This window comes from Pseudomonas sp. ZT5P21, assembly GCF_054897785.1.
This window is the reverse complement of sequence record NZ_CM142705.1, coordinates 3014752-3032761: the sequence shown is the minus strand read 5'-3', so window position 1 is coordinate 3032761 and position 18010 is coordinate 3014752. Positions and strand designations below refer to the sequence as shown.

At 61.0% G+C, this 18010-nt stretch carries 14 protein-coding genes; 11 read left to right on the top strand and 3 right to left on the bottom strand.

Annotated elements, in window-relative coordinates:
- Position 1 precedes the first annotated feature (1 nt).
- Both ACYZT9_RS14240 and ACYZT9_RS14235 read right to left on the bottom strand, forming a co-directional pair.
- Positions 2-3211 (bottom strand): efflux RND transporter permease subunit, encoded by a 3210-nt coding sequence (locus ACYZT9_RS14240; protein WP_462006078.1) that lies wholly within the window; start codon positions 3209-3211, stop codon positions 2-4.
- Positions 3208-4290 carry an efflux RND transporter periplasmic adaptor subunit gene (locus tag ACYZT9_RS14235; protein WP_462006077.1) on the bottom strand — a complete coding sequence of 361 codons (1083 nt, stop codon included), beginning with the start codon at positions 4288-4290 and terminating at the stop codon, positions 3208-3210. Before ACYZT9_RS14235 ends, ACYZT9_RS14240 begins: the two co-directional genes overlap by 4 nt.
- A gap of 326 nt (positions 4291-4616) precedes the next feature.
- Here ACYZT9_RS14235 and ACYZT9_RS14230 point away from each other — a divergent pair, with 326 nt between their 5' ends.
- The 7 genes from ACYZT9_RS14230 to ACYZT9_RS14200 all read left to right on the top strand — a co-directional run bounded on the left by ACYZT9_RS14230 (position 4617) and on the right by ACYZT9_RS14200 (position 10996).
- Positions 4617-5597: a quinone oxidoreductase family protein gene (locus ACYZT9_RS14230; RefSeq protein ID WP_462006076.1), complete on the top strand. Its 981-nt coding sequence runs from the start codon at positions 4617-4619 to the stop codon at positions 5595-5597.
- Positions 5598-5611: 14 nt separating this feature from the next.
- Complete coding sequence (locus ACYZT9_RS14225) at positions 5612-6460, top strand: TauD/TfdA dioxygenase family protein (protein ID WP_462006075.1); 849 nt, start codon at positions 5612-5614, stop codon at positions 6458-6460.
- Between the two features lie 86 nt (positions 6461-6546).
- Positions 6547-7599 carry a beta-keto acid cleavage family enzyme gene (locus ACYZT9_RS14220; RefSeq protein WP_462006074.1) on the top strand — a complete coding sequence of 351 codons (1053 nt, stop codon included), beginning with the start codon at positions 6547-6549 and terminating at the stop codon, positions 7597-7599.
- A gap of 91 nt (positions 7600-7690) precedes the next feature.
- Positions 7691-9010 (top strand): MFS transporter, encoded by a 1320-nt coding sequence (locus tag ACYZT9_RS14215; RefSeq protein ID WP_462006073.1) that lies wholly within the window; start codon positions 7691-7693, stop codon positions 9008-9010.
- Positions 9007-9669 (top strand): DsbA family oxidoreductase, encoded by a 663-nt coding sequence (locus ACYZT9_RS14210; RefSeq protein WP_462006072.1) that lies wholly within the window; start codon positions 9007-9009, stop codon positions 9667-9669. The genes ACYZT9_RS14215 and ACYZT9_RS14210 overlap by 4 nt, the downstream gene beginning before the upstream one ends.
- Entirely contained in the window at positions 9666-9989 is a 324-nt protein-coding gene (locus tag ACYZT9_RS14205) for a Rieske (2Fe-2S) protein (protein ID WP_462006071.1), read from the top strand. Before ACYZT9_RS14210 ends, ACYZT9_RS14205 begins: the two co-directional genes overlap by 4 nt.
- On the top strand, positions 9986-10996 hold the full coding sequence (locus ACYZT9_RS14200; protein ID WP_462006070.1) for a YeiH family protein: 1011 nt from the start codon (positions 9986-9988) through the stop codon (positions 10994-10996). Before ACYZT9_RS14205 ends, ACYZT9_RS14200 begins: the two co-directional genes overlap by 4 nt.
- Before the next feature lie 261 nt (positions 10997-11257).
- On the opposite strand, the gene ACYZT9_RS14195 is transcribed toward ACYZT9_RS14200, so the two are convergent.
- Complete coding sequence (locus ACYZT9_RS14195; protein WP_462006069.1) at positions 11258-12307, bottom strand: AraC family transcriptional regulator; 1050 nt, start codon at positions 12305-12307, stop codon at positions 11258-11260.
- Positions 12308-12660: 353 nt separating this feature from the next.
- On the opposite strand from ACYZT9_RS14195, the gene ACYZT9_RS14190 reads away from it, so the two are divergent.
- The 4 genes from ACYZT9_RS14190 (at position 12661) to ACYZT9_RS14175 (ending at position 17991) form a co-directional block, all read left to right on the top strand.
- Positions 12661-13227, top strand: a complete 567-nt coding sequence (locus ACYZT9_RS14190; RefSeq protein ID WP_462006068.1) for an RBBP9/YdeN family alpha/beta hydrolase — start codon at positions 12661-12663, stop codon at positions 13225-13227.
- Positions 13228-13355: 128 nt separating this feature from the next.
- The gene (locus tag ACYZT9_RS14185; protein ID WP_462006067.1) at positions 13356-15368 is read left to right on the top strand and encodes a DUF1302 domain-containing protein; all 2013 of its coding nucleotides are present in this window, start codon (positions 13356-13358) and stop codon (positions 15366-15368) included.
- 41 nt (positions 15369-15409) lie between these two features.
- Positions 15410-16768: a DUF1329 domain-containing protein gene (locus tag ACYZT9_RS14180; RefSeq protein WP_462006066.1), complete on the top strand. Its 1359-nt coding sequence runs from the start codon at positions 15410-15412 to the stop codon at positions 16766-16768.
- A gap of 149 nt (positions 16769-16917) precedes the next feature.
- Positions 16918-17991 (top strand): WD40/YVTN/BNR-like repeat-containing protein, encoded by a 1074-nt coding sequence (locus ACYZT9_RS14175; protein ID WP_462006065.1) that lies wholly within the window; start codon positions 16918-16920, stop codon positions 17989-17991.
- The last annotated feature ends 19 nt before the right edge of the window (positions 17992-18010 follow it).

Sequence of the window (18010 nt, the reverse complement as noted above, 5' to 3'; positions counted from 1 at the left end):
GTCAGTCCCCCTCGTGTCGTCGTTGCGCCGCACCGTGGGGAACCGGCGCAGGAAGCGTCGGTTGTCCTGCCTCAGCAGCTTTTTGATCGGCGTCCTTGTCCCCGAACATTCGCTCCACCAGGTAGTAGAAAAGGGGAATGAAGAAGATCGCGATGACTGTCGCCGCCAACATGCCGCCGATCACTCCGGTTCCGATGGAGTGGCGACTGTTTTCCGAGGCGCCGACAGCGATCGCCAGCGGCACGCAGCCCAGAATGAATGCCAGCGACGTCATGATGATAGGGCGCAAACGCTCCTTGGCTGCGGTCATGGCGGCATCGTAGGCCGACATGCCGTTTTCCCGATTGAGGACTGCAAACTCGAAGATCAGGATGGCGTTCTTGGCGGCGAGGGCCACCAGCATGGTCAAGCCGATCTGGAAGTACACGTCGTTGCTCAGGCCCCGGATCAGCACGGCGAGCAGGGCGCCGAACAATGCAAACGGCACCGCCAGCAGGACACCCACCGGCAGCGACCATTTCTCGTATTGCGCGGCCAGAATCAGGAACACCATCACCAGCCCGAAGATGAACACCTGGGACGAGGCGCCGCCGCTCTTTTTCTCCTCGAATGCCTCGCCACTCAAGGCCAGCGAATAATCATTGGTCATGATTTCGGCGCTGATCTCTTCCAGAGCCGCGAGCGCCTGACCGGAACTGTAGCCGGGCGCTGCGTTGGCCGTCAGTTTGACCGCCGGGAAATTGTTGAAACGGGTCAGCAGGTCGGGACCGGTCACGTAGCGGGTGGTCAGCAGGGCCTTGAGCGGCACCATCCCGAGGTTCTTGCTGCGCACGTAGATTTGTTGCAAGTCTTCAGCCTTGAGGCGATAGGACGGTTCCGCTTGCAGGATTACCTGCCACAACCGGCTGAATTTGTTGAATTGCGACACATACAGCGAGCCGAACATGGTCTGCATGGTGCTGTAGACATCTTCTACCGGCACGCCCAGGCTCTCGGCTTTTTCCCGGTCCACATCGACCATCAATTGACGGGAATGCACATTGAAGGTCGAGGTGATGGCGCCGAGTTCCGGGCGCTCTTTAGCCTTCGCCACGAGCGTGCCGACTACTTCGGCTAGCTGGTCGATGCTCGCGTCACCCTTGCTCTGTACCCACACTTCCATGCCGCCGGTGGTGCCCAGGCCGGGAATGGACGGAGGGTTGACCGGCAGAATGATCCCTTCCTGTACGGTGGAAAAGGCGCGGGCCGCTTTCTGGATCACCGCCGGGGCGCTTTGCTGCTCGATGGTGTCCGAGTCCTTGTAGCGCCCTTCGAAATCCTTGAAGCCAACGAAGAACGCGGCGGCGTTGTTCTTGTTCTGGCCATCGAGCAGGCTGTAGCCGTTGACGATGGCCACGCCCTCGACGGCCTCATCGTTCATGAAGAAATCACTGGCCACTTTGCCGACCTCGCCGGTGCGGTCCAGGCTGGCGGCGTCGGGCATGATGATCGCGCCCAGCAGATAGCCCTGGTCCTCCGGTGGCAGGAAGGCACTGGGTATGCGCTGCGCCATCAACAGAATCAGCACGATCATGCCGGCAAACAGCAACAGCGCCAGCACAAAGCGTTTGATCATGAACGCTACCGAGCGCGAGTAACTCTCGGTCATACGTTCGAAGCCGCGTTCGAACCAGCGAAAGAACGCGTTTTTATCGCCGTGCTGCGGCTTGAGCAGTAAGGCGGCGAGGGCAGGTGACAGAGTCAGGGCGACCAGACCGGAAATCACCACGGAAATGGCGATGGTGATCGCGAACTGTTTATAGAGTTGGCCGGTGATGCCCCCCATGAACGCCACCGGGATGAACACCGCACACAGTACCAGCACGATGGCGACGACCGGACCGGCCACTTCGTCCATCGCCCGCTTGGCGGCGTCCTTGGCATTCATCTTGTGCACGTGCATGTTGCGCTCGACGTTCTCGATCACCACGATCGCGTCATCCACCACAATACCGATGGCCAGCACCATGCCGAACAGCGTCAGCATGTTCACGGAAAACCCCAGCGCCGACATGCCGATAAAGGTGCCGACAATCGACACCGGCACCGCAATCACCGGGATCAGCGTGGCTCGCAGGCTCTGCAAGAAGAGGAACACCACGATGACCACCAACACCAGGGCCTCGAAGAAGGTGTGGATCACCTCGGAAATCGAAGCGCGGGTGAAGGCGGTGGTGTCCATCACGATCTTGTATTCGATGCCCTCGGGGAAGGTGGCCTTCATGTCCGCCAGCGTCTTGGTAACGGCCGCCGAGACGTCGAGGGCGTTGGCGCCGGGTTGTTGATACACCGCAATCAGCGTCGCCGGCTTGCCCTGATAGGTGCTGCGCAGCGAGTAGTCTTTCTGCCCGAGTTCGGCACGCCCGATGTCCTTGAGCCTCACGATGGCGCCGCCTTCGTTGCTGGCGCGCAGGATGATGTTTTCAAACTCCGCCGGTTCGGTCAGGCGGCCTTTGGTGGTGACGGCGAACGACTGTTCCACGGCGGCGCCGGTGGGCGATTGGCCGACGCGGCCGACCGCGAATTGCTGGTTCTGGTTGGCCACGGCATTCTGCACATCGGCGGCGGTGATGCCTAGCTGGGCCATGCGATCGGGCTTGAGCCAGATCCGCATGGCGTAATCCGGCGTTCCGAAAATGCTGGCCTGGTTGGCACCCGGAATACGCTTGATCGCATCCAGAATATATAGGTTGGCGTAGTTGGCGACGTAGGTGCTGTCGTAGCGGTCGCCAGCAGAATAGACCGCCAGCACCATCATGAACGCCGAGGATTTTTTCTGCACCTGGATGCCCTGGCTCTGCACCGCGGAGGGCAGTTGGGGCAGGGCCAGGTTGACCCGGTTCTGCACATCCACCTGGGCCAGGGCCGGGTCGGTACCGATCTCGAAGAACACGTTGAGGGTCATGTTGCCCGTCGCCGAGCTCGACGAGTTCATGTAGATCATGTTGTCCGCGCCGTTGACCTGCTGCTCGATGGGCGCCGCGACGTTATTGGCCACAACCTGCGCGTCGGCACCGGGATAGGTCGCCGCGACCGTGATTTGCGGCGGTGTGATATCCGGGTACTGGGCAACGGGCAGCGCCAGCATGGCCACGGCGCCGGCCAGGGTGATGATGATCGAGATCACCGACGCGAAGATCGGCCGGTCAATGCAATAGTGGGAAATGCTCATTGGCTATTCCCGGAGGTTGCACCGGCTTTTACCGGTTGGGTGGATGCGGCACCGGCCGGCGCGGCACCAGGCGCTTCGACAATTTTCAATGGCCCTCCCGGCGTTACCCTGAGCGCGCCATCGATCACAATCCGTTCGCCGGCACGCAGCCCCTTGCTGATGAACCAGTCATCACCTTGCCACTCGCCCACTTCGACAATCCGTTGCTCCGGCTTGCCCTCGGCATTGACGACCCAGACGAAGTGGCTCTTGGCCCCCTCAAGCACCGCTTTCTGAGGCACCAGAATAGCGTTCGGTCGGGTGGCGCCTTTGGCCAGGGCGCGCACGAACTGGCCGGGGCGGAGCAGGCCATTGGGGTTCGCGAGCACTGCGCGGACCAGGAAGGTGCCGGTTTCCTGGCTATAGGAAGGCGCCAGGAAATTCACCTTGCCGCGCTCAGGCACAACCGTACCGTCAGCCAACACCACTTCCACGACAAAGTCACTGCGTGGCGGAAATTTGAGACGCCCGGCGGCGATTTCGTCGCGGTATTTCAGGGTTTCGTTTTCCGAAAGACTGAAGTTGACGTACATCGGGTCCATTTGCGACACGGACGTCAGCAGTCCCGACTCACCGGGCGTCACGTAGCTGCCTTCCTGCTTTTTCGCGTCGCTGGAAAGGCCGTTGAGCGGTGACGTGATGGTGGTGTAACTCAAGTTCAGTTGCGCGGTGCGTACCGCGCCTTCGGCAGCCAGTACGGCGGCCTTGCTTTCACGCTCTGCACCGACGGCGTTGTCCAGGTCCATCTTGCTGACCGCGTTCTGCGCCGCCAGTGGCCGGACGCGGGCGAGGGTGGCCTTGGCCACTTCCCAGCGAGCCTGTTGCTGGGCCATTTGCCCCTGGGCCGAGGCCAGTGCTGCCTCGAAAGGTTTGCGGTCCATCTGAAACAGGGTTTGCCCGGTCTTCACCAGATCGCCTTCGGTGTACAGCCGCCGATCCAGAAACCCGGCGACGCGCGCTCGTATTTCCACTTCACGGGAGCTCTGGGTCTGGGCGACGAATTCGAAGGTGACCGGGGTGTCGCCCGATGTGACCGTCATGACGGTCACATCGGGTGCTTGGCGAGCCGGTGAAACAGGCTCTTTTCCACAGCCCCCCAGGAGGCTCGAGAGACCCAACAGAACTGCAATCGGCACGCTCACGTGCAGCCTGACAACGAATGTTTTTACGCCCATCCCTACGCTCCGTCACGGTCGTCCGATCAGAAGCGTAGTTTCATTTTTCGCGCAACGCTAACCACGGCCGCTGTCACGAAATGAAAAGGCATTGTCGTCTGATGAGAAGCGGTTCGCCATAGGCCGTCCTACAGTCCAATCAGCGCAATTCGACGCAGCTCGCCAATAATGCAGACTGGGGAATAACAAAAATGGCCAAAGCCGTACGCTTCTATGAAACCGGTGGTCCCGATGTACTTCGTTATGAAGAGGTCGAAGTCGGCGAACCCGGTCCGGGCCAGGTTCGTCTTCGTCATGTGGCCGTTGGCCTGAACTATGCCGACACCTACTTTCGCAACGGCACCTACCCGATACCGATGCCCAACGGCATGGGCGTTGAAGCGTCCGGCGTGGTGCAGGCCATCGGCGAGGGCGTGACCAACGTACAAGTGGGAGATCGCGTCACCTACACCGGCTTCCTAAATACTTTGGGTGCTTACAGCACCGAGCGCCTGGTCCCGGCCGCGCCGCTGATCAAGTTGCCGGAAACCATCAGTTTCGAGACAGCCGCGGCCATGACCATGCGCGGCCTGACCTCGTCGTACCTTATGCGCCGCATCTACGACTTCAAGGCCGGCGACAGCATCCTGCTGCACGCTGCCGCCGGCGGTGTCGGCCTGATCGTTTCGCAATGGGCCAAATTGCTCGGCCTGAACGTCATTGGCACCGTGTCCACCGAGGTCAAGGGCGAAATCGCCAAGGCCCATGGCTGCGATCATGTCATCAACTACAGCCACGAAGATGTCGCCCAGCGCGTGCGCGAGTTGACTGACGGTGTGGGCGTCAACGTAGTGTTCGACAGTGTCGGCAAAAACACCTTCGCGGGTTCGCTGGATTCGCTCAAGCGTCGCGGCCTGATGGTGTGCGTCGGCACGGCCTCCGGACCGATTCCGGCCTTCGATCCGGTGATGCTGGCGATGAAGGGTTCGTTGTTCCTGACCCGCCCGGCGCTGGCCGACTACATCGCCGATCCGGCGGAAAAAGCCGCCCTGGCCGGCGAGTTGTTCGACCACGTCGGCAGTGGCCGGATCAAGATTGAAATCAACCAGTATTACGCCTTGCAAGATGCCGTGCAGGCCCATCGCGACCTGGAGTCACGCAAGACCACAGGCTCGTCGATTTTCGTCATTTAAGGGAGTTGCTCGCCATGAAAGTCGAACAATTGACCTGCAACATTGGCGCGGAACTGATCGGTGTGAACCTCGCCGATGCGGTCCACGACGACGGTCTTTTCGCCGAGATTCGTGCTCAGTTGCTCAAGCATCGGGTGGTGTTCCTGCGCGACCAGAACCTTACCCGCGCCGAGCACGTGGCTTTCGCCCATCGCTTCGGCGAGCTGGAGGACCATCCGGTGGCCGGCAGCGATCCGGACCATCCGGGGCTGGTGCGCATTTACAAGAACCCGGACCAGCCGATGGACCGCTACGAAAACGCCTGGCACACCGACGCGACTTGGCGGGAGGCGCCGCCGATGGGTTGCGTGCTGCGTTGCGTGGAGTGCCCACCAGTGGGGGGTGACACCATGTGGGCCAACATGGTCGAGGCGTATGCGCAGTTGCCGGATGACGTGAAAGTGAAAATTGCCGACCTGCGCGCCCGCCACAGCATCGAAGCGAGCTTCGGCGCGGCGATGCCGATCGAGAAACGCCTGGCGCTCAAGGCGATGTACCCGGATGCCGAGCACCCGGTGGTGCGCACTCACCCGGAAACCGGGGAAAAAGTGCTGTTCGTCAATGCCTTCACGACCCATTTCAGCAACTACCACACCCCTGATCGAGTGCGCTTCGGCCAGGACGCCAACCCTGGCGCGAGCGAGTTGCTGCGGTATCTGGTCAGCCAGGCGTACATCCCCGAGTACCAGGTGCGCTGGCGCTGGAAGCCGAACAGCATCGCCATCTGGGACAACCGCAGTACGCAGCATTACGCCGTCATGGATTACCCGCCGTGCCATCGCAAGATGGAACGTGCCGGGATCATCGGCGACAAGACGTTCTGATCGCCCCTTTCTGCATTCGAACTCGTAGACACGTCCTCCCGGCGCATTCCCGGGTGGGCGGACAATCATAAGAACCGGAGTAACTCATGCAATTTTTTGACGATTCCCTGCACCCGGAAAACATGGAAAAAGTGGTCATTACCGCAGCCCCGTATGGCCCGGAATGGATGCCGGAAGACTTTCCCGAAGACATCCCACTGACCATGGACGAGCAGGTGCAGAAAGCGGTCGATTGCTATGAAGCCGGGGCCACTGTCCTGCACCTGCACGTGCGTGAACTGGACGGCAAGGGCTCCAAGCGCCTGTCCAAGTTCAACGAACTGATCGCTGGTGTGCGTGAAGCCGTGCCGGACATGATCATTCAGGTTGGCGGTTCGATTTCCTTCGCCCCTGAAAGCGATGGCGAAGCCGCGAAGTGGCTGTCGGACGACACGCGCCACATGTTGGCGGATCTGACGCCGAAACCGGATCAGGTGACCGTGGCGATTAACACCACCCAGATGAACATCATGGAATTGCTCTATCCGGAATACCTGGAAGGCACATCCCTGGCGAACCCGCTGTATCAGGCGGCTTACAGCGAGATGACCGTGCCAGCGGGCCCGGCCTGGGTTGCGGAGCACTTGCGTCGCCTGACCGCCGCTGGCGTACAACCGCATTTCCAGCTGACCGGCATGCACGCCATGGAAACCCTCGAGCGTCTGGTGCGCAAGGGCATTTACATGGGACCACTGAACCTGACCTGGATCGGCATCGGCGGTGGTTTCGACGGCCCCAATCCGTTCAACTTCTTCAATTTCATTCACCGCGCGCCAGACGGTTGCACCCTGACCGCCGAGTCGCTGCTGAAAAACGTACTGCCGTTCAACACCATGGCAATGGCCATGGGGATGCATCCGCGCGTGGGCATTGAAGACACTATTATTGATCACAAGGGCAAGCGGTTCAGCTCCGTGCAGCAGATCGAACAAACCGTGCGCGTCGCCCACGAACTGGGTCGTGAAATTGCCAGCGGCAAGGAAGCCCGTGAGATCTACCGCATCGGTGTGCAGTACCAAAGCATCGAAGAAACCCTACTGGCCAACGGCATGGCCCCCAACCGCAAGACCGGGCAGAAAGGCGTGCCGCAACGCGGCTGACCGGTAGACGGAACGAGAGGCCGTGACCTCTCGTTCGCTGAACCGCAACACGCTTGATAACAACAATAAAACAAAGCTTTGAGGAGGCTGAATGGCCTTTCACCCGATTGCCGCAGACAATGACGACGGTGTCGTCGCTGTTGCACGCCCGTATGCCTGGATCGTCTTCGCACTGACGTTCGGCCTGTTGATCTCGGATTACATGTCGCGCCAGGTGCTGAACGCCGTGTTCCCCCTGCTAAAGAGCGAGTGGTTGCTGAGTGACAGTCAACTCGGCCTGCTCAGCGGCATCGTTGCCCTGATGGTGGGCCTGCTGACCTTTCCACTGTCGCTGCTGGCGGACCGTTTCGGGCGGGTCAAGAGCCTGGCGTTGATGGCGGCGTTGTGGAGTCTGGCTACTCTGGGCTGTGCGCTGGCGCAGGATTATCAACAGATGTTCATTGCCCGGTTCATGGTCGGCGTCGGCGAAGCCGCGTATGGCAGTGTCGGCATCGCCGTGGTCATTTCGGTGTTCCCCAAACATCTACGGGCCACGCTGGCCAGCGCCTTCATGGCGGGCGGCATGTTCGGTTCGGTGTTGGGCATGGCATTGGGTGGGGCCATCGCCGTCAAGTTAGGCTGGCGCTGGTCGTTTGCCGGAATGTCGCTGTTTGGTCTCGTGCTGGCGATGCTGTACCCGATCATCGTCAAGGAAGCGCGCATCGCTCCCAAACGCATCGCGGACAAGGCGGTTGCAGCGGTCAAGCGTCCGTTACGCACGTTGTGGTCCAGCCCTTCAGTCATCGCCACTTACATCGGCAGCGGTCTGCAACTGTTCGTCGGTGGCACCGTGATTGTATGGATGCCCAGCTACCTCAACCGATATTACGAGATGGCGACGGACAAGGCTGGCGGTGTTGCAGCGATTATCGTGCTGTGCAGCGGTGCGGGGATGATTCTGTGCGGGATGCTCAGCGACCGCCTGTGTCGTCATTCGCCTCAGCGCAAGGTCGCGCTGGCGATCGCTTTTTGCCTCGGCAGTTGCCTGTTGTTGTCGGCGGCGTTTGCCTTGCAAGCGGGGCCTCTGCAACTGGCCTTGATCGGCCTGGGCATGCTGATTGCCGCCGGCACCACTGGACCGGCCGGGGCGATGGTTGCCAATTTGACCCACTATTCGGTCCACGGCACCGCGTTCGCCACCCTGACCTTGGCCAACAACATACTCGGGTTGGCGCCTGGGCCGTTCATCACCGGCAGGGTCTCTGATGTGATCGGCTTGCACGCCGCCTTCCAGTTGGTGCCCCTGGTCAGTATCGGGGCGGCGGCGGTGTTCTTTTATGCCAAGTGCCATTACCACAAGGACATTGCCCGGTTCAGGGGCGAGCAGGTCAATGGACCGGTGGCCGAATCCGCAGTAGAGGTGAAGTTGTGAGTGGTCGTTTACGTATCGATGTATTTTTCGATTTCATCTGCCCCTGGTGCCTGATCGGAAAACGCCAGCTGGAGCGCGCGCAAGAGTTGTTACGCTCCCACCAGCCTGGCGTGGAATTCATAACGACATGGAACGGGGTGCAGTTGTTGCCTCAGTTGCCCGTACAGGGAGAGCCCTTCGCCGAGTTCTATCGCAAGCGGCTGGGCAGTGCCGACGCTGTACAGATGCGCCAGTCTCAGGTGAGGCAGGCTGCGTTGGCGGTGGGTGAGACCATCGACTTCGGGCGAATTGCGACGATGCCCAATACCGCCGATGCCCATCGCCTGTTGGAGCGGGTCAGTGTACTGGGCAATTCCCGGCAGCGTGACGCGTTACTCGAACGCCTGTTCGCCGCGTATTTCCACCACGGAGAGGATCTGGGAAATCGTGAAACATTGATCGCCATCGCCGAATCGTGCGGCTTCGAGGCCGGCTTCGTGGCTGACTGTCTGTACGGAAACGGCGAGCCTTTTGTCGGCAGCCTCGGAGCTGTCACCGGCGTGCCCTGTTTTCAGTTCGACCGGCGCGTGACGGTGGTGGGCGCGCAGCCTCCCGAAGCGCTGTTTGGCGTCATGTACGAAGCCTTGCTTGAACGTGCCGGCGAGCGGCAATCCTCATGAACTTGCGTGTCTGTGTGCCTGCCGGAAAACACCCGCAGGTCGGAAGCCGTTCGCTGTTCGAATTCGACGGCAAGAGCCTGGCGTTGTTCAACGTCGAAGGTGACCTGTACGCCATCGACGACAGTTGCCCGCATCAGGGCGCCTCGCTGTGTGGCGGTCGACTTGAGGGGCGGGTGATTCAATGCTGCGCCCATGGTCTGCGTTTCGATCTGCGCAGCGGCTGCCTGCTCAATTCCACTCAGGTCAAAGTCGCCACTTACCCGGTTGAAGTCGTCGACGGCCAGGTGTTCATCATTGTCTGCGAGGAGCCCGCACCATGAGCGCCATTGCCCTGACCCGTATCCACAGCCGCGCGCGCGAACTGGCGCCGGGCTTTATCGTCAGCCTGATCGTTGCGGCGGCGGCCTCTTTTCTGTCCGAGCACTACGGTGCACCCGTCATGTTGTTCGCCTTATTGCTGGGTATGGCGCTGAATTTTCTGTCCGGTGACGGCCCTTGCAAGGCCGGCATTGAGTTCACCGCGCGCAGTGTGTTGCGTGTCGGTGTGGCACTGCTGGGCATGCGCATCACCCTCGAACAAATGGCAGCGCTGGGTTGGAAGCCGGTAGCACTGGTGGTGATTCTGGTGGTGGTGACCATCAGCGTGTCGGTGGTCGCGGCCAAGGCGCTGGGGTTCCAGCGTCTGTTCGGCATGCTCACCGGTGGCGCGACGGCGATCTGCGGTGCATCGGCGGCCCTCGCGCTGGCGGCGGCATTGCCCAACCATCCGCAGAAGGAACGAGCCACGCTGTTTACGGTGATCGGCGTGTCCGCGCTGTCGACCCTGGCGATGATCCTCTATCCGATGATTGCCAACGGGTTGTCGCTGTCGCCGCAAGTGGCCGGCGTGTTCCTCGGGGCCACCATCCACGATGTTGCCCAGGTAGTCGGCGCCGGTTACAGCATGTCGACCGAGGCCGGCGATACGGCGACCGTGGTCAAACTGATGCGCGTCGCCATGTTGCTGCCGGTAATCGTCACTGCCGCGATGATCACTCGCATGCAGGGCGCCGATCCCACCGGCAAACGTCCGCCGTTGCTGCCGTGGTTCGCCGTCGGTTTTCTGCTGCTGGCCTGTATCAACAGCACCGGATGGGTGGCGCCGGTGGTGCAAGGTTCGGTGAATGAGCTGTCTCGCTGGTGCCTGGTGGTGTCGATCAGCGCCCTGGGCATGAAAACCCAGCTCAAAGAGCTGGCCTCAGTGGGCATCAAACCGATTTTGTTGATGGTTGGGGAAACGATATTCCTGGTCGTGCTGGTGCTGTTGTTGCTGCACTGGGGGGCTTGAGTGGCAGGGCCGCATCACGTTGCCTCCTCGGCGTAATGGGGCTGTCGACCGGTGTGACAAGTACCGGTTCTTTCGCGGCGACTGTACCAGCAGTCGCCGTTTTTTTTCTTGTGGAGTACACAAAAGGCTGAAAACAACACGAAACCCTGTGGAAGCGGGCTTGCCCGCGAAGAGGCCGGCAGATCCAGCACAGCTGTCGGCGGACCTGACGCCTTCGCGAGCAAGCCCGCTCCCACCAGAGATGTGCGTCGCTCCGTCGTCTCAGGGCTCGGCAGGGTCGGGCAGGGCGGTCGGTGGCGTCGGCGCCCTGGGCTGTTTCTGCGCGGCGCGCCAGGCCGCGGGGGGCATGCCGAACTGGGTGATGAACCAGCGGGTGAAGGAGCTGGCCATGGAATAGCCGAGCATGTCGGCGATCCGGCCCAGCGAGTAGTTCGGGTTATCCAGGTAGCGCAACACCAGGTCGCGGCGCACGTCGTTGATCAGGTCGTTGAAGGCACAGCCGTCGTCCTTGAGGCGGCGCTGCAGGGTCCGGACGTTCATGCCCTGGCTCTGGGCGATCTGCTCGATGGTGGCGCGGCCCATGGGCAGCAGCAAGTAAATGGCTTTACGCACCTCAAACAACATCGACGACCCTTCATGACTCAGCAACGAGTCGAGGTAACTCTGGGCATAGCGCGCCATTGCCGGATCGGCATGGGGGTTGGTCATGTCGAGGCTGGCATCGGAACAGACAATGCCGTTGAACTCACTGCCGAACTCCAGCGTGCAGCCGAACAGGCGACGGTGAAGTTGCAGGTTGTCCGGGGGCTGGTGGGTGAAGTTGACGCTGTACGGGTGCCAGTGTGAACCGAGCAGGGCCGCGCACAGGCGGAACATCACGCCGATGGCCAACTCGTTGGCTTGCCGGCAAGGCATGGGCGTTTCAGTGACCACCTCTTCGCGAATGATCACCATCTTGCCGGCCTCTTCAATGAAGATGGCCAGCGAATCGTTCATCAGGTGCCGGTAGTTCACCACGACTTGCAAGGCTTCACGCAGGGTTCGCTGGTGGCTGAGCAGCAGGCTGACCACGCCGAAGTCCGAAAGCTGGCGCGACTCGGCCATGCTCAAGCCGAAGGTCTGGCAGCCGCTGGCGACGGCCGAATCTTCCAGCAGCCGCACGGCGGAATCGATGGGAATGCGGTGTTCAGGAGCTTGCAGCTGGGCCTTGCTCAGGCCGACGGCTTCCAGTAAATCCCGCGGGTTGAACGACAGGTATTGCGTGACCTCCAGGTAATTGGTCAAGACGGCGGCGCGAACAAGCTTGGTCATGCGAAGGTCTTTCCTGGGCCGGTTGCGGTGGAAATGAGCGTGGCGACTATATCCAGCACTTCATCAATTGAACAGTTGCGACGTCATCGTCGACAGTCGCCCTGCGCAACCCGGAATAATCGCTCTCGGACGCGTCAGTCGACGCGCATCCATTGATTACAGCGGCCTGCAAAGCACCTGTGGCATTTTTTGACCAACGGTCGCGTACCGGCGACGCCCGCCACTTTGTCATCAAAAGAAAAGTGCATGACGTCCAATGAAAAGCGCCTGGGGTGGTCGCTCTTTAATGTCAGTCCTACAAGAAGCGCTGACCACCGAGTCAGCCGAGTCAGCGTGAAAGCGAAGGTGTTGAAGTGGACAAACTGCAAACTGCCGCAACCGTTCTGATCGTACCGGGCCTGCGCGAGCACGTTGCCGAGCATTGGCAAACGTTGCTTGAAGCCAGACTTTGCAAGGTACGCAGTGTGCCGCCGCTGGAAACAGACAAACTCGACTGCAGCAAGCGGGTCGAGGCGATCCAGCACGAACTTGCGCAGATCGACGGCCCGGTGATTCTGGTCGCCCACAGTGCCGGTGTGTTGATGGTCGCGCACTGGGCGGCGAAGCACCGTCATCCGATCAAGGGTGCGCTGCTGGCCGCGCCGCCGGATCTCGATGCGCAATGGCCGCAAGGCTACCCGTCCGCCGAGTCCCTGCGGACTAACGGTTGGGCCCCTCTACCAACTGGCCCGCTGCCGTTTCGCAGTCTGGTGGCCGGCAGCACCAACGATCACCTCGCCAGCCTCGACGCCGTGACGCGCATGTCGCAAGGCTGGGGTAGCGAACTGCTCAATCTGGGCGAAGTAGGTCACCTCAATCCAGCAGCAGGTTATGGGCATTGGCCGCAAGCCGAAGCCCTCATTCTCGAGCTGGATCGCTAGTTCAGGCGTCGGCTGGCGCAAGCCTGCCGGCATTTGCCCTCAAACCTGAAAGACGCAATCTCCTGGAACAAGGAGTTGCGTGAGGGCAGCTGCGCTTAAAACAAATACAAAAAGGCGGAGACAACGCAATGCACAACACTAAGCGTCACGGGTTTGCACCATCGCCTTACAGCTTGTTGGCGATGGGCATTCTGGCTGCAAGCATGCCAGTTGCCCATGCGGTAGAAATCGACACCGGCAGCCCGGACTGGACCGTTCGCCTGGATAACACCGTCAAGTACAACTACGGTGTGCGCACTGAAAGCGCCGACAAGCGCATGTTGGGAACACCGAATAACAACGACGGTGACTACAACTTTCGCAAGGCCGGCACCAACATCACCAACCGTATCGACCTGTTGACCGAGCTGGATGTGGTCTACCAGAACCACATGGGTTTTCGAGTCAGTGGCGCCAGTTGGTATGACAAGGCGTATGAAAACACCGGCTCCAATTCCAACCCGTTCGTCAACGGAAATGGCGCCCGCTCGGGCCTGGTCGCCAACGATCCGCGTCTTGCCGGGGTTACACGTGACAACGTCGGCAATGGCAGCCCGCACCTGAGCAATTACGCGCAGCGTTACTACACCGGTCCCTCTGGCGAAATCCTTGATGCCTTCGTGTTCTACAGCACCGAAGTGGGCGAGGAGTCGCTGCTGAGCGTCAAGGCCGGTCAGCACAACGTGTTCTGGGGCGAGACGCTTCTCAACCCTGTGCATTCAACAAGCTATGGCCAGTCCGGCCTCGACCTGGCCAAACTGGCGGCGTCGCCCGGCACTGAAGCGAAGGAGCTGTTCGTACCGCGCAACCAGCTATCGATGTCGTTCACCGTCAATCCCGAGTTGACGGTGGGCGCCCAATATTTCCTTGATTGGGATGCGGCCCGCCTGCCGGAAGCCGGCACGTACTATGGCGGTTCCGACCTGGTCGGTTTCGGTGCGCAGTCGTTCCTGCTCGGCAACACCAACGCGGTGGTTCCGGGCAGCCCCCTGGGTTGTGGTCTGGCGCCGTGCAACGGGCTGACCAACGTGCGCCGGGGGCATGACCTGACGCCGGACAAACGCGGCGACTGGGGCGTCATGGCCAAGTGGTCGCCAGCCTGGCTGGACGGCACTCTCGGCGTTTATTACCGCAACACCTCGGAAATTCTGCCGCAAGCCTGGCTTAACGCCACCGGTCTGACGTCGGCTAACCCGAACGGAACCGCACCGGTCGGGCCGATAGCGCCTGTCGTCAACACCCTCAACTCGTTGAGCACCAGCACCTATCAACTGGCCTACGCCGACAACATTCAGATCTTCGGCTTGAGCCTGTCCAAGGATGTCGGCGGCGTGAGCGTGGGCTCCGACCTGAACATTCGTCACAACATGCCGCTGGCCAGCATTCCGGCGATTGTCAGCTCCACCGGGCCGAGGGGCCTGGGCGCGGGCCTCGGACTGTTGCCGGCCCGCACGGCCGCGACGGGCGTAATCTACGACACCCCGGAAAAGGGCGACAGCATGAGCGCCACCGGTGACACGTTGCACTGGACGCTCAACGGTTTGATGACCCTGCCGAAAACCCCGGTTTTCGATTCCGCGAGTCTTCTGGCAGAGCTGTACTACAGCAATCTGCTCAAGCTCGATAGCAAGAACGAGGCGCTCTATAAAGGCAAAGATACCTATCGCGGCATTGACCAACCGACCCGTGACAATTGGGGCATCGCAGTCAACTTCACACCGACGTGGTACCAGGTGTTCCCCGGCGTCGATCTCAACGCACCGATGTCTGTGAACGTCGGTCTCGACGGCGTATCGCCGGTCTCCGGTGGTGGCGCCAAGAACACCGGCAACTATGCCGTGGGCATCGGCGCCGTTGTGTACAACAAGTACTTCGTCGATCTGAAGTACGTGGACTCTTTCGGCAAGACCGACAAGTGCGACGTCAGCGGTTCGAGCACTGGCGCGGCCAATGCCGGCAGCGGCGACGGTTCCACACCAAACGCGTTTAGCGGTAACGAAAATTACGCGTGTTACGCCGGTGGTTACTCGGCATTTTCAGGTGGCGGGGCAACCACGGCGGACCGTGGCGCAGTTTACCTGACGATGAAAACCACCTTTTGATTCACCACTGGCTTGCTCAGCGCAAGCAGGAGAATAACAAGATGAAATTCATGCAAACCGTGTTGGCCGCATCGCTGGCCATGGCCATCGCCGCTCAGGCGCAGGCTGCCGTATCGGCGGACGAAGCCGCAAAACTGGGTACCAGTCTGACCCTCGTCGGCGCTGAAAAAGCCGGGAACGCTGATGGCTCGATTCCAGCCTACTCCGGCGGCCTGACCACGCCACCAGCCTCGTTCAAGGCCGGCGACAGCATGCGCCCGGATCCCTTTGCCGACGAGAAACCTCTGCTGGTGATCGACGGCAAGAACGTCGACCAATACAAAGGCGCGCTCACCGCGACCACGGTCGAACTGGCCAAGCGTTTCTCCAGCTTCCATGTCAACGTCTACCCGACTCACCGTACCGTCACTTTGCCCAAGGCCGTGCTGGACAACGGCGTGAAAAATGCCACCGGCGCCAAGTCCCTTGAAGGCGGATTGGCCATCGACAACGTGCTGCCGGGTGTGCCATTTCCGATCCCGCAGTCGGGCAACGAGGCGATGTGGAATTTCCTGCTGCGTTATCAGGGCGTCAACATCAGTTCCAAGTACGATTCGTGGAACGTCGACTCCGCTGGCGTGCCGAGCCTGGCGATCACCGGTCAGGCGAACATTTCCTATCCGATCTACGAAAACCTGGCACAGCCGATCCGCAGCGACGATGTGTACTACCAGATGAAACTGTCCTACACCGGCCCCGCACGTCGGGCCGGCGAAGCGGTGATGCTCAAAGATGCCGCCAACCCGCTGCAGCAACCGCGCCGCGCCTGGCAGTACCTGCCTGGCCAACGCCGGGTCAAGCTGGCACCGAATCTTGCATACGACACGCCTAACCCAGGCACTGCCGGCGCGGGCACCTACGACGATGTCTTCGTGTTCAACGGTGCGCTGGACCGCTACGACTGGAAGCTGGTGGGCAAGCAGGAAATGATCATTCCCTACAACACCTACAAGCTGACCTACGCCCAGGATCCGAAGTCACTGACCACGGCCAATCACCTGGCATCGGATTATGTGCGCTGGGAAAAACACCGCGTGTGGGTGGTTGAGGGCAACCTCAAGGCCGGCGCCCGCCACATTTATCAGAAGCGCCGCTTCTATCTGGATGAAGACAGCTGGACCGCTGTGGCCTCCGATCAGTACGACGCCCGTGGTCAGCTGTACCGCGGCTCTTTCGCCTTCCTCAGCCAGAGCTACGACAAGCAGGTCCCGGACTCCACGCCTTTCATGATCTACGACCTGGTCGGTGGCTCGTACAACATCAACGGTGTAGTAGGGCCTTACGGCGGCATCAAGTACATCGATCCGCTTTCCAAGGCGCAATGGTCGGCGGAATCCCTGGCCGGTAGCGGGATTCGCTAAACAAACCGAGAAAATCGTCCGTACGGTCCGCTGCTGCAAGGCAGCGTGACCGCATGAGGGTCGGTGAATGCCGATCGGTGCGGACGCGGGGTTTCAACGTCGGGCATACGGATGTGTGTGCCGGCGCGGTTTTGCGAAGAGGACGCGGTATGTGTTCGTACAAGAATTACCTGCAGCTGGCGCTGGGCGCTCTGCTTGCAATGTTGCAGAGCCTCAGCCACGCGTCCGCTTATGTCGACGTGCTGGATCTTCCGGCCAAGGCCAGCGCCATGGCGGTCAACAGCCCGCTATCCGGCATGGCCCGCGCAGGCGAGCGCCTGATCGCTGTCGGCCAGCGTGGCCACATTCTCTATTCCGACGATACCGGCAAGCACTGGCAACAGGCCGCGGTGCCGGTCAGCGCCGATCTCAATGCCGTGACCTTTCCTTCGCCGACGCAAGGTTGGGCGGTGGGGGGCGATGGCGTGGTGTTGCACAGCAATGACGCCGGCATGACCTGGCGCAAGCAACTGGACGGTCGCGAAATCGGTGCCTTGCTGGTCAAGCATTACCAGGCGTTGGCCAGCACTGAGCCCGACAACCAGCAATGGCCCGTATGGGTCGCCGAAGGCGAACGCCTGGCGGCGCAGGGCGCCGACAAACCCTTGCTTGATGTCTGGTTCGCCAACGACCGCGTCGGCTATGTGGTCGGCGTATTTAACCTGATCCTGCGCACCGAGGACGGCGGGCTGAGCTGGACACCCTTTCAGGATCGCACCGAAAACCCGCAGGGCTTCCATCTCAACGCCATCGCTTCAACCGGCGACGCGCTGTACATCGCCGGCGAGCAAGGCCTGTTGCTCAAATGGGATGAACACCAGCAACGATTCGCCGCGGTGCAAACACCCTATCTGGGTAGCTTCTTCGGTGTGCTCGGCAAGCCCGGCGAAACGCTGGTCTACGGCCTGCGCGGCAATGTGCTGCGCAGTACCGATGGCGGCAACAGTTGGGCGGTACTCAATAGCGGTGTGCACGTCAGCATCACAGCCGGAATCATTGATGCCCAAGGCAATTACCGCTTGTTCACCCAGGGCGGGCAGATGCTGGTCAGCCAGGGTAGCGGCGCGCAAATGCACTTCGTTCAGCACATCGGACCGGTACCGGTGACAGGCGTCACCCGCGCCACCGGCGGTGCGTTGGTGGTCGTTGGCGCCCGTGGTGTGCGCACGATGCCCGTTGAATGAGCAATCGAACCCTTAAAGC

Coding starts and splice junctions, on each gene's coding strand:
- ACYZT9_RS14230 (WP_462006076.1), top strand. CDS start 4,617: ATGGCCAAAGCCGTACGCTTCTATGAAACCGGTGGTCCCGATGTACTT.
- ACYZT9_RS14180 (WP_462006066.1), top strand. CDS start 15,410: ATGAAATTCATGCAAACCGTGTTGGCCGCATCGCTGGCCATGGCCATC.
- ACYZT9_RS14200 (WP_462006070.1), top strand. CDS start 9,986: ATGAGCGCCATTGCCCTGACCCGTATCCACAGCCGCGCGCGCGAACTG.
- ACYZT9_RS14225 (WP_462006075.1), top strand. CDS start 5,612: ATGAAAGTCGAACAATTGACCTGCAACATTGGCGCGGAACTGATCGGT.
- ACYZT9_RS14220 (WP_462006074.1), top strand. CDS start 6,547: ATGCAATTTTTTGACGATTCCCTGCACCCGGAAAACATGGAAAAAGTG.
- ACYZT9_RS14205 (WP_462006071.1), top strand. CDS start 9,666: ATGAACTTGCGTGTCTGTGTGCCTGCCGGAAAACACCCGCAGGTCGGA.
- ACYZT9_RS14185 (WP_462006067.1), top strand. CDS start 13,356: ATGCACAACACTAAGCGTCACGGGTTTGCACCATCGCCTTACAGCTTG.
- ACYZT9_RS14235 (WP_462006077.1), bottom strand. CDS start 4,290: ATGACGGTCACATCGGGCGACACCCCGGTCACCTTCGAATTCGTCGCC.
- ACYZT9_RS14195 (WP_462006069.1), bottom strand. CDS start 12,307: ATGACCAAGCTTGTTCGCGCCGCCGTCTTGACCAATTACCTGGAGGTC.
- ACYZT9_RS14215 (WP_462006073.1), top strand. CDS start 7,691: ATGGCCTTTCACCCGATTGCCGCAGACAATGACGACGGTGTCGTCGCT.
- ACYZT9_RS14175 (WP_462006065.1), top strand. CDS start 16,918: ATGTGTTCGTACAAGAATTACCTGCAGCTGGCGCTGGGCGCTCTGCTT.
- ACYZT9_RS14240 (WP_462006078.1), bottom strand. CDS start 3,211: ATGAGCATTTCCCACTATTGCATTGACCGGCCGATCTTCGCGTCGGTG.